This window comes from Mesorhizobium sp. P2_E10 (assembly GCF_056404235.1).
In genome coordinates, this window is record NZ_JBFUEK010000010.1 from 139,465 (window position 1) to 149,713 (window position 10,249).

At 64.5% G+C, this 10,249-nt stretch carries 11 protein-coding genes; 4 read left to right on the forward strand and 7 right to left on the reverse strand.

Features of this window, described 5'->3' with window-relative positions; genetic code table 11:
- Positions 1-170: 170 nt before the first annotated feature.
- Together AC1D0N_RS24015 and AC1D0N_RS24020 are read right to left on the reverse strand one after the other, a co-directional pair.
- A complete protein-coding gene (locus AC1D0N_RS24015; protein WP_477248333.1) occupies positions 171-677 on the reverse strand; it encodes an OsmC family protein in 507 nt (168 codons plus the stop codon).
- 298 nt (positions 678-975) lie between these two features.
- Positions 976-1,407 (reverse strand): nuclear transport factor 2 family protein, encoded by a 432-nt coding sequence (locus AC1D0N_RS24020; protein ID WP_477248335.1) that lies wholly within the window; start codon positions 1,405-1,407, stop codon positions 976-978.
- A gap of 325 nt (positions 1,408-1,732) precedes the next feature.
- On the opposite strand from AC1D0N_RS24020, the gene AC1D0N_RS24025 reads away from it, so the two are divergent.
- Positions 1,733-2,641, forward strand: coding sequence for a DMT family transporter (locus AC1D0N_RS24025; RefSeq protein WP_477248337.1), 909 nt, complete (start codon positions 1,733-1,735; stop codon positions 2,639-2,641).
- Between the two features lie 134 nt (positions 2,642-2,775).
- On the opposite strand, the gene AC1D0N_RS24030 is transcribed toward AC1D0N_RS24025, so the two are convergent.
- Positions 2,776-3,639, reverse strand: coding sequence for a LysR substrate-binding domain-containing protein (locus AC1D0N_RS24030; RefSeq protein ID WP_477248339.1), 864 nt, complete (start codon positions 3,637-3,639; stop codon positions 2,776-2,778).
- A 115-nt stretch (positions 3,640-3,754) separates the two neighbouring features.
- On the opposite strand from AC1D0N_RS24030, the gene AC1D0N_RS24035 reads away from it, so the two are divergent.
- Together AC1D0N_RS24035 and AC1D0N_RS24040 are read left to right on the forward strand one after the other, a co-directional pair.
- Positions 3,755-4,162, forward strand: coding sequence for a tautomerase family protein (locus tag AC1D0N_RS24035; RefSeq protein ID WP_477248341.1), 408 nt, complete (start codon positions 3,755-3,757; stop codon positions 4,160-4,162).
- A gap of 137 nt (positions 4,163-4,299) precedes the next feature.
- Positions 4,300-6,522, forward strand: a complete 2,223-nt coding sequence (locus AC1D0N_RS24040) for an AMP-binding protein (RefSeq protein ID WP_477248343.1) — start codon at positions 4,300-4,302, stop codon at positions 6,520-6,522.
- An 11-nt stretch (positions 6,523-6,533) separates the two neighbouring features.
- Here the strand turns inward: AC1D0N_RS24040 and AC1D0N_RS24045 are convergent, their stop codons facing one another.
- The 3 genes from AC1D0N_RS24045 to AC1D0N_RS24055 form a co-directional block, all read right to left on the reverse strand.
- Complete coding sequence (locus AC1D0N_RS24045; RefSeq protein ID WP_477248345.1) at positions 6,534-6,797, reverse strand: hypothetical protein; 264 nt, start codon at positions 6,795-6,797, stop codon at positions 6,534-6,536.
- A gap of 169 nt (positions 6,798-6,966) precedes the next feature.
- Entirely contained in the window at positions 6,967-7,782 is an 816-nt protein-coding gene (locus AC1D0N_RS24050; RefSeq protein ID WP_477248347.1) for a CDP-alcohol phosphatidyltransferase family protein, read from the reverse strand.
- Positions 7,783-7,785: 3 nt separating this feature from the next.
- Positions 7,786-8,484, reverse strand: coding sequence for a phosphatidylserine decarboxylase (locus tag AC1D0N_RS24055; RefSeq protein ID WP_477248349.1), 699 nt, complete (start codon positions 8,482-8,484; stop codon positions 7,786-7,788).
- Positions 8,485-8,694: 210 nt separating this feature from the next.
- On the opposite strand from AC1D0N_RS24055, the gene AC1D0N_RS24060 reads away from it, so the two are divergent.
- The gene (locus tag AC1D0N_RS24060) at positions 8,695-9,588 is read left to right on the forward strand and encodes an SMP-30/gluconolactonase/LRE family protein (RefSeq protein WP_477248351.1); all 894 of its coding nucleotides are present in this window, start codon (positions 8,695-8,697) and stop codon (positions 9,586-9,588) included.
- Here AC1D0N_RS24060 and AC1D0N_RS24065 read toward each other — a convergent pair.
- Entirely contained in the window at positions 9,567-9,908 is a 342-nt protein-coding gene (locus AC1D0N_RS24065; protein ID WP_477248352.1) for an antibiotic biosynthesis monooxygenase family protein, read from the reverse strand. The genes AC1D0N_RS24060 and AC1D0N_RS24065 overlap by 22 nt on opposite strands.
- Between the last annotated feature and the right edge of the window lie 341 nt (positions 9,909-10,249).

Here is a 10,249-nt window from a genome sequence, read left to right on the forward strand (position 1 = left end):
CGCGTAGCGGACGGAAAGCCAATTGCTTGGCTTTCCGAGCGACGAAAGCCGGCAGGCCAGAGGGGTCGGTTCGACCGGGCTCGATCTCCTGTGGCAGATGGAGGTTGGCGCTTTACGCGCAACGACCCCCTCTGTCGCCTTGGGCGACATCTCCCCCTCAAGGGGGGAGATCAGCGGCGCGCACTCACCGTCAATTCCGGCTTGGTGTTGATGGTCTGGAACACCACGCAATAGCGTTCGGTCAGCTTGATCAGCGCGTCGATGCGCTCCTGCGGCTCATCGGTGTCGAGGCCGAAATTCAGCCGGATGGCGCGAAAGCCGACCGGCGCGTCCCTTGCCACGCCCAGCGTGCCGCGAAAGTCGAGATCGCCTTCGGCCTCGACCGTGGCAGCGCCCAGTTTGAACTCCAGCGCCGTCGCCACCGCTTTCAGCGTCACCCCGGCGCAAGCCACCAGCGCCTCCAGCAGCATGTCGCCCGAGCACAGTTCGAGCCCGGAGCCGCCGGTTGCCGGATGCAGACCGGCCACCGCCAGCGCCCTGCCCGTCTCCACCTTGCAGGCGATCGACTGGTCGTCGATCGAACCCTTGGCCTTGAGCGTGATCAGCGCCCGCGAGGCATCGTCGCGATAGGCCTCCTTCAGCGGCGCCTGCATGGCCTTCAGTACGGTGGCGTCCATTTCCGATCCTTTTCGATAGTCCCTTGGCGCCATGGCGCCCGCGAGGGTTTGGAACGAAGCGATTGCGCGAGGCATCGTTGCGACAGGCCTCCTTCAGCGACGCGGCATGGCCTTCAGGGCGGTTGCGTCCATGTCCGCCTCCATGGCGACCACATGCTGATGCCGGTTCGGTCGGCCAAGACCAATGGCCAGGTTCGGGAACAACTACATGCCAGATTTCGCGAGCCTTCCCCCTTCAAGGCCCAAATACCCCTTGGGCGCCCAGCGAAGCTGTCTCCGCCGCGGCGCTGTGATGAAGTCAGGAACCGGTTCCACTGCTGGCTGTTGGCGGACGGCGCCCGGAGAGGGCTTCAACCGCCTCTTCGATGCCGACAACCTGCCGCTCGACGTCCTCCAGATACAGGCGCCCGGCCACAATCCGACCGTCGATGATTTCGAACAGCGTGACCCCGCGCACCTCGAAGGTTTGCCCGTCGCTGCGAGTACCTGACCAATGCCATTCGCTCCACGTCGTGTCACCGTCTTGGACGGAGCGCGTGACCGCAGCATGGAAGTCAGGTATTCCAGAGAACATGGCCTCCCAGTTGGCGCGCATCTGGTCCCGCCCGACAAAGGCTCTGCTCGGGTGCGCCGGCTGAACGCTCCTATAGTTCTCGTGGATGAGAGCGGTGACAGCATCGAGGTGATGCGCGTTCATCGCCATCACCAGTCGATCGATCACTTCAGTCATCGAAACTCCCGGATTTATGCAGCGCACGCTCCAGCAAGCCCTCTCCATGGTCCGGGACGCGCCACGCCATTCGTGGGCTCAAAATTACCCGATTAAGCTGTAGCCGTCCAGCATTGCAACACGCCGAGAACGCGCGTCCGCCTCCTCGCATAACAGCATCGGCCGAATGAAAGGCCGCCAGACCCTGCCCCAACGCAAGCCGAAGTTGGCGTAGAGCCGTATCAGCCCTTGTCATAGGATCGTAACTGCTGCTGACAGCAAGGTGTCAAGACAGGAAGTGTAGTCTGGTGACATGACGGACTCTCTCGATCGACCTGAGACGCAGATGCAAGGCGCGCCCGAGCTCGCCGCCGAGCGCACGCTGGGCATCATCCTGGTGTCGTCGTCGGCGGCCGTCTTCGGCCTCACCGGTGTCTTGACCAAGTCGATCCGTGCGGAACCGCTGACCATCATCTGCTGGCGCGGCTTCGTGGGCTCGATCCTCGTCGCACTCTATGTGCTGTGGCGGCGACACCGTTCCGGCGGCCGCGAACGCCTGCGGCTGGGCTGGCGCGGCTGGCTGCTGGCGGTGGAAGGGGCGCTGGCCAGCATCGCCTTCATCTCGGCGTTCAAGTTCACCTTCGTCGCCAATGTCGCCATCATCTACGCCACGGTGCCCTTCGTCACCGCGCTGCTTGCCTTCCTGCTGGTCGGCGAGCGGTTCCGCCTGCAGACGCTGGCCGCCGCCGCCGTGTCGCTTTGCGGCGTGGCGATCATGGTGTGGTCGGGCTTCGGCAGCGGCAATCTCTTTGGCGATGGACTGGCGCTGCTGATGACGATCGGCAGCGCGCTCTACATGATCATGGTGCGCGCCTTCCGCGACACGCCGGTGGTGTGGGCCGGCGCGGTGTCGGCGTTCCTTTTGTTCGTGCTCGGCTGGTTCGTCACCGATCCGCTGGCGGTCTCGTCCAGAGATGCCGTGCTGCTTGTCACGTTCGGCGCCTGCTTCGCGCTGTCCTCGATCCTGTGGACGGAGGGCGCGCGGCTCATCCCGGCGGCTGAATCCGGCCTGCTCGGCTCGGCCGAAGTGCCGTTCGCGATCCTGTTTGCCTTCCTGTTCCTGGGCGAGATTGCGCCAGCCGCCAGCCTGATCGGCGGCGCCATCGTGCTCGCCGCGGTGTTCGCGCATGCCGGCCGCGACTGGCTGGTGGCCAGACAGAGAGTGGTCGACACGCAAAGCGCGCATGTTCCCTGAAAAAAATTTTCGAAGTCACGGAACCATCATCAGACTCGGGCATTGTTGGTGCGACGGGCCACCCCCAAGTCCCCCCAAACCCCTCGGCCCGTCCTACTTTGAAGCCGACCGTAAGGTCGGCTTTTTCTTTGCGTTCAGGCCGGAGCGGCCGACAAAGCAAGGTTGCCGCTGAGCAGCGCCGCAAGATGCTGCGCCGGCCGGTCGGCATCCTCACGCAGGCGGATGGCGAATTCGGCGACAGGAACCGGCGGCAAGCCAAGCTCGCGCGGCGCTTCGACAATGCCGGAATGGGCAAAGCGCGCCGTCCGCAGCGTCAGCGCAATGCCGGCGTTCACCGCCGTGCGCAAGCCGGCCAGGCTGGCGCTGCCGGCGGCGATGCGGTAGCGGCGGCCGGCGGCGTCGAATGCTGCAATCGCCGCTTCGCGAAAGCCGCAATACGGATCGAGCAGTGCCAGCGGCACCTCGTCCTGGCGCGGGACCAGCCCCTTTTGCGAACAGAGCCAGATCATCGGCTCGCGCAGCACGCCGACTTCGTCCGGCGTCGCGGCCTGGCGCATGGCGATCGCCAGGTCGAGAGCGCCGGATTGCAACCCCTGCCCAAGTTCGGCGGAGCGGCCGACACGCAATTCGATCCGAACGCGCGGATGGCTGACCGCAAAGGCTCTCAGCAGGTCCGGCAGGCCGCTGTCGGCGAAATCCTGCGTCGTGCCGATGGCAACGCGGCCGTCGGCGCGCGCGCCCTTCAGTGCCAGCCACGCCTCGCTATGCACGGCAAGGATGCGCCTGGCATGTCCGACAAGGTCCTCGCCGGCCGGCGTCAGGCCACGCCCCCGCCCCTGCGCGATAAGCAGCGGTTCGCCGACGATCTCCTCCAGCCTCTGCATCTGCGTCGTCACCGCCGAAGGCGAACGGCCGACGGTCGATGCCGCCTGCGCCAGCGAGCCGCCATCGACGAAGGCGAGGAAGGTTTTCAGAAGGTCGGGATCGAGTGTTTGCATAATTCGATTATATCGAATTATAAGTTAAAAACAATTCGATTTTTTTGATTCATGGGCTGTGAGATGGTCTCTCCAACGGCGAACAGATGCCGCGAGAAACCAAGGAGACAAGACCATGCCGATCATCAATGTGAGCGTCACCGGTAAGCCCAACGCCACCCTTTCCGCAACAATCGCCAAGGAAGTGACCGAACTGACCGCGACGCATCTGCGCAAGGATCCGACCATCACCGCGGTCGCGATCACCTATCTCGACCCGGAGCACTGGTTCGCCGGCGGCAAGTCGCTGGCCGAACACGGCGCCAGCACGTTCTGGCTCGACATCAAAGTGGTCGACGGCACCAACACCAAGCTCGAACTGGAAGCCTATCTGAAGGCGATCTTCGCTGCCTTCGGCCGCATCCTCGGTTCGGTGCATGAGGAAAGCTATGCTTTCGTCCACGAAGTGCCGGCTGCAGCCTATGGCTATGGCGGCAAGACGCAGGAGTTCCGCTTTATTAGTGGGCGGCTGAAGGCGGCGTAGCGCCTCTTTCCCTTCTCCCACAAGGGGAGAAGGGAAGACCGCACTCATCTACATTGACCTTGCCCGCACTTCGGCTAGGCTCTGCCCCGAAGCGGCCGAAAAGAGCCGCAGCGTGTAAACGCTGGGAGAGATGCGGCATGTTCCTGACACTGGCGCTGCTTGCGGGTCTGGTTGTGGCCTGGCTGCTGATCGGCGTGGTGGAGAAATTCCGCCTTGGCCTGCGCTTTGCCCAGGCGCTGCTCTATGTGCCGTTCAAGCTCGCCTACCGGATCGAAGACGATCGGATGAAGATCGCGCGGGCGGCACCGGCGCCGGTCATCTACGTCATCTCGCACCAGTCGCGTTTCGAACCGGCGCTGATGCTGTCGCTGCTGCCCGAGGACACGCTGCACATTCTCGACGAGGTCTCGGCGCGGTCGCCATGGCTTGAGCCGTGGCGCGAGCTTGGCCGCACCATTGCCTTCAATGCCGAGCATCTCTTCGTCAGCCGCAGGCTGGTGCGGGTGCTAAAGGGTAAGGGCCGTCTCGCCGTCTATTTGCCCGACGCGGTCGAGCCCGACGTCAAGGCGTTTCGGCTGTTTCGCGCCGTCACCCGCATCGCCATGCAGGCGGATGCCCGCATCGTGCCGATCTTTATCGGCGGCGCGCGCAGCCTGCCGGTGTCACTGACGCAGGCCGACAAGGCACCACGGCACTGGTTTCCGCGCCTGTCGATCAGCGTGCTGGAGCCGATGACCATCGCCGAACTGTTGGCGCAAAACCCCGACCAGGCCTCGAACACCAATGCGCTGTTCGATCGTGTCGCCGAGGCCCGGCTTTTCGGCACAAATCTCAATCGCGGCCTGTTCCTGGCCATGCGCGATGCCGCCGACTGCGTCGGCGCCTCGCATCCGATCATCGAGGACGTCATCTCAGGCGCGCTGAGCTACCGCAAAATGTTCATCGGCGCGCGGGTGCTCGGCCGCCGCTTCGAAGCGGTGACGGCGCCGGGCGAAGCGGTGGGGATCTTGCTGCCCAACGCCAATGGCGTGGTGCTGTCGTTCGTCGGCCTGTTGTCGGCCGGCCGGGTGGCGGCGATGATCAACTACACCGCCGGCCCGGCCAGCGTCACCGCCGCCGTGCGCACGGCGGTGATCCGCACCGTTATCTCTTCACTTGCCTTCGTCGAGAAGGCCGACCTCGCCGACATCATCGCGGCGGTCGAAAAGGGCGGCGCCAAACTGCTTTGGCTGGAGGATGTGCGGACCAGCGTCACCACGCTGGAGAAGCTCACCGCGGCCTTGCTGTGGCGATTGCCCCTGCAGCGGCAGGACGCTGCCAAACCGGCGGTGATCCTGTTCACTTCGGGTTCGGAAGGCACGCCCAAGGCGGTGGTGCTGTCGCACAAGAACCTTGTGGCCAACGCCATGCAGGCAGAGGCGCGCGTCACCATCTCGCCGGTCGACATCCTGCTCAACGTGCTGCCGGTGTTCCACTCGTTCGGGCTGACCGGCGGCACCATCCTGCCGCTGGTCACCGGGGTAAAACTGTTTCTCTACCCCTCGCCTCTGCACTACAAGATCATCCCCGAGATCGCCCGCAAGGTGAAGCCGACGATCATGTTCGGCACCGATACGTTCCTGGCCAATTATGCGCGCACCGCCAAGGATGGCGACTTCTCCAGCCTGCGCTTCGTCGTCGCCGGCGCCGAAGCGGTGAAGCCGGAGACGCGCCGCGTCTACCGCGAGCGCTTCCAGGCCGAGATCATCGAAGGGTTCGGGTTGACCGAGGCGGCACCCGTCGTTGCCGTCAACACCGCCATCCATGGCCGCGACGGCACGGTTGGGCGGCTGCTGCCAGCCATGCGCATGAAGCTCGAGCCAGTCGAGGGCATCGAGGATGCCGGCCGGCTGTGGCTCGACGGACCGAACCTGATGATGGGCTACATGACCTCGGACCGGCCCGGCGAATTGCAGCCGCTCGAGGGTTGGCACGACACCGGCGACATCGTCGCGGTCGACCGCGAAGGCTTCATCACCATTCGCGGCCGCGCCAAGCGCTTCGCCAAGATCGCCGGCGAGATGGTGTCGCTGGGCGCGGTGGAAATGCTGGTGCAGTCGCTGTGGCCGGAAGAGCGGCATGCCGCAGTGGCGGTGCCGGACAAACGGCGCGGTGAGCGCATCGTGCTGGTCACCACCGCCGACGACGCCAATCCCGACGAGTTGCGCAAGTTCGGCAAGCAGGCGGGCGCGGCCGAGCTGATGGTGCCCAACGACATCGTCAAGGTCGAGGAAATCCCGGTGCTGGGCTCGGGCAAGACCGACTATGTCTCGACGCGGAAGCTGGCGATCGAGAAGCTGGGGCTGGGTGTGGCGGCCTGAGAGTCCCTTGTCTAAAGGACCACCACCGACAATAGCAGGATAAGGCCGACCCCCATCATTAGCAGACCCGGCCAGTTCTGCGACAGACCAAAGAAACCGAGCCCGCGCCGCCGCGGCTCAAGTGTCGGGCCTGTCGTTGCGAGATTTGGCGTCGGGCGCTCCGGCGTCGCGGCAGAGGGCCTCGGATCGCTGAGCCGCCCGCGCCCGAGGACCGCGCCCGCCATGTACACAACGCCGCCGATAGTGAGTAACGCGCCGATGAGGATGACAGCCATTTCTCCTCGCTCTTCTTCAGGGCTTGTCTGACGCAAGTCGCTCTCGGGATTAGCGTTTCCGCTACGCCGCGCCTCGCCGCTCATACCTGCCGACATAGCGCGACGGCCTGTTCCGATCGCCTACTGAGATACAACGCCAAGGTGCCCGGCAGGTTCCGACAGGGACCTGTCAGCCAATATCCGAAGGCGGAACCTTCTCGCCTTCGCGCTTGGCGCGTTTCGAGTACGCCCGTACGGAAAACGGCAGGAAGATCAGATAGCCGGCGACCGACGCGGTCAGCGTGTACCAGGGATAGGTCATCAAAAGCAGGATGTAGAGCACGACAGCGAGGATGATCGGCAGCACCTTGTCGCCCGGCACTTTCAGGCTCTTGCCGGAATACACCGGCAGCCGGCTGACCAGCAGGAAGGCGACCAGGACGGTGAAGCCGGTGGCGACGAAAGCGGCGGGACGGCTGGGCTCGACGCCAACCCTGAGGAACGACAGATAAAGCGGCAGCATGACCAGCACGGCGCCTGCCGGCGCCGGCACGCCGACGAAATATTCGCTCTGCCAGATCGGGCGATCGTGGTCCTCGTCGAGCACGTTGAAGCGCGCCAGCCTCAGCCCGCAGGCGATGGCGAACAGCAGGACTGCGATCCAGCCCGGCGATCCCGCGCGATCGAGCAGGAAGGCATAGAGCACCAAAGCGGGCGCGACGCCGAAATTGACGATGTCGGCCAACGAATCCATCTGCGCGCCGAATTTCGAAGTCGCCTTCAGCATCCGCGCCAGACGCCCGTCAATGCCGTCGAGGAAGGCAGCGAGCAGCACCATCACCACCGCCGGCTCGAAGCGGCCTTCGAAGCCGAAGCGGATGCCGGACAGGCCGGCGCAAATGGCGAGCACGGTGACCAGGTTGGGCAGCACCATGCGCATCGGGATTTCGCGGATGCGCGGACCGCCGCTGCCATGCGCCTCGAATTTCTTGAACGGCGCGCCCATCGCTTACGAAATCCTGACCAGCGGCGTTCCGGCAACGCCGCCAAATTCGGCGATCACGGTTTCGCCGCCGACAGCGGTCTGGCCGACAGCGACGCGTGGCACGGCGGTCAAAGGCAGGAACACGTCGACGCGCGAGCCGAAGCGGATCAGTCCGAAACGCTCGCCGATGGCGATCGAGCCGCCGGTCTCGGCCCAGCAGACGATGCGGCGCGCCACCAGCCCGGCGATCTGGACGGCGACAACCGTGCCGTTGGGGCTGTCGATGATCAAGCCGTTGCGCTCGTTCTCGGTGCTGGCCTTGTCGAGTTCGGCGTTGAGGAATTTGCCCGGTCGATGCTCGATCCTGGAGATGCGGCCACGCACCGGGGCGCGGTTCACATGGCAGGAAAAGACATTCATGAAGACCGAGATGCGGGTCATTTCGGCGCCGCCAAGGCCAAGTTCGCGCGGCGGCACGGCCGGGCCGACGGCCGAGACGATGCCGTCGGCAGGGCTGACCACCAGCCGGTCGTCGACCGGCGTGACGCGCTCGGGGTCACGGAAGAAATAGACGCACCAGGCCGTCAGGATGAGGCCGACCCAGAACAGGATCGAGGAGAAATAGCCAAGGAAAAGCGTGCCAGCACCAAAGGCGGCGATGAACGGATAGCCCTCGCGATGGATCGGAACGAACGCATTCTTGACCGTGTCGACGAGGCTCATGGGATGGGGACAACCCTTGTTTCAGGTTCGGCCTCAATAGCGGAAACACCCCCTGCCCGCAACGCAACAATGGCGGCGCCCAAGGCATCGGACAGATGCGTTCTGGCCGGCTGATAAAAACCAACGCTATTGTCGGGGCGAGCCACGCTCGCTCGTCCTTGGGAGATAGCGCTCCTTCGAAGTGCTGCCGAACCAACCACGGAGCCCGCAATGCCGTCGCAGAAATCAGCAGTCCATGAAGCGCGTATCGTAACGACTGGCCTCGCCTTCGGGGAATCGCCGCGCTGGCATGATGGACGCCTGTGGGTCTGTAACTGGGGCACCGGCGAGATCGTCGCTATCGATGGCGACGGCAACAGCGACATCATGCTGACCGTGCCGGCCGTCCTGCCCTATTCGATCGACTGGTTGCCGAACGGGCGCCTGCTCGTCGTCTCCGGCCGCGACGGGCTGCTGCTGCGACAGGAGCCTGACGGGACGCTGGTCACCCATGCCGATCTGAGAGGGCTTTCAAAGAGCCCGTGGAACGAGATCGTCGTCGACGGGCGCGCTAACATCTACGTCAATGGCGGTGGCCCGGCGCCGGCTGCCGGCGAGCATTTTGGACCAGGCACCATCGTGCTGATCACGCATGATGGGACGATCCGCCAGGTGGCGGAGAACATCGCCTTTGCGAACGGCATGGCGGTGACACCGGACAACAGGACGCTGATCGTTGCCGAATCGCACGCCAACCGGCTGACCGCTTTCGACATCGGCGCCGATGGCAGCCTTGCCAACCGGCGGGTCTGGGCCGATCTCGGCAACGGCTTTCCCGACGGCATCTGCATCGATGCCGAGGGCGCCGTCTGGTATGCCGACGTGCCCAACCGGCATTGCGTGCGGGTGCGCGAAGGCGGCGACGTGCTGCAAAGCGTCGACGTCGATCGCGGCTGCTTTGCCTGCATGCTCGGCGGTCCGGACGGCAAGACGCTCTTCATCGTCGCCGCGGAGTGGCGCGGCTTCGAACATATGATCAGCGATGCCCGCACCGGCCAGGTGGTCAGCGCCGAGGCGCCGGCACAAGGGGCCGGCTGGCCGTCCTACAGCTCGGGCAAGCGCTGATAGTTGGCGATGTCGGCCCGGACACCGAGCCGGGCGATCGTCTCCTGCGGGTTGAAGGCGATGCGCTCATGCGCAGCCTTGACGATCGGCACGACCTTGTCGACGGCGGCCTGGCTTTCCCATTCGACGATGGTGACGAGGTTGAACTCGCCGGGACCCGAGAACTGCTCGAGCAGGAAATCCTGGACGAAGCCCTGCTGCCGGCGCAGCAATTCATGCGTCGTCCTGACCTTGGTGAGGATCTCTTCGCGGGCAGCGGCCGGGACGACAAACTTGTCGACCCGAAACACGCTGCCATTGTGGTGATTTTTGGTACTCATTTCATTCATCTCCGATTTGGAAGGTTTGTTGGTCAGGAGGCTCGGAGATGGTTTGCAAGCTCAAGGTAAGTTGAGGTCAAGGGGATTTTTGCGGGGCGATGATGGCGCGGCGGCGGAGCTGCCATCTCCCCCTTGAGGGCAGGGGAATCGCATATGGGGATTTTGGGCTTGAAGTTGGTTTGAGAAGGGATTCTTTGGGAAGGCAGTCTTAGCGAAGGAGCGACTGCCATTTCCAGCCTTGAGAGCTATTTCGGCGCGGTGCCAGATCCACGCGCAGCCAACGCCACGCACCGGCTTGGCGACYTGATCGTGATGATGATCGCGGCAAGCCTGTGTGGCGC

What these genes read in the sequence shown, in the direction of transcription:
- AC1D0N_RS24040 (WP_477248343.1), top strand. Translation starts at nt 4,300, where the DNA reads ATGTTCCTGACACTGGCGCTGCTTGCGGGTCTGGTTGTGGCCTGGCTG.
- AC1D0N_RS24020 (WP_477248335.1), bottom strand. Translation starts at nt 1,407, where the DNA reads ATGACTGAAGTGATCGATCGACTGGTGATGGCGATGAACGCGCATCAC.
- AC1D0N_RS24035 (WP_477248341.1), top strand. Translation starts at nt 3,755, where the DNA reads ATGCCGATCATCAATGTGAGCGTCACCGGTAAGCCCAACGCCACCCTT.
- AC1D0N_RS24055 (WP_477248349.1), bottom strand. Translation starts at nt 8,484, where the DNA reads ATGAGCCTCGTCGACACGGTCAAGAATGCGTTCGTTCCGATCCATCGC.
- AC1D0N_RS24060 (WP_477248351.1), top strand. Translation starts at nt 8,695, where the DNA reads ATGCCGTCGCAGAAATCAGCAGTCCATGAAGCGCGTATCGTAACGACT.
- AC1D0N_RS24050 (WP_477248347.1), bottom strand. Translation starts at nt 7,782, where the DNA reads ATGGGCGCGCCGTTCAAGAAATTCGAGGCGCATGGCAGCGGCGGTCCG.
- AC1D0N_RS24015 (WP_477248333.1), bottom strand. Translation starts at nt 677, where the DNA reads ATGGACGCCACCGTACTGAAGGCCATGCAGGCGCCGCTGAAGGAGGCC.
- AC1D0N_RS24045 (WP_477248345.1), bottom strand. Translation starts at nt 6,797, where the DNA reads ATGGCTGTCATCCTCATCGGCGCGTTACTCACTATCGGCGGCGTTGTG.
- AC1D0N_RS24030 (WP_477248339.1), bottom strand. Translation starts at nt 3,639, where the DNA reads ATGCAAACACTCGATCCCGACCTTCTGAAAACCTTCCTCGCCTTCGTC.
- AC1D0N_RS24025 (WP_477248337.1), top strand. Translation starts at nt 1,733, where the DNA reads ATGCAAGGCGCGCCCGAGCTCGCCGCCGAGCGCACGCTGGGCATCATC.
- AC1D0N_RS24065 (WP_477248352.1), bottom strand. Translation starts at nt 9,908, where the DNA reads ATGAGTACCAAAAATCACCACAATGGCAGCGTGTTTCGGGTCGACAAG.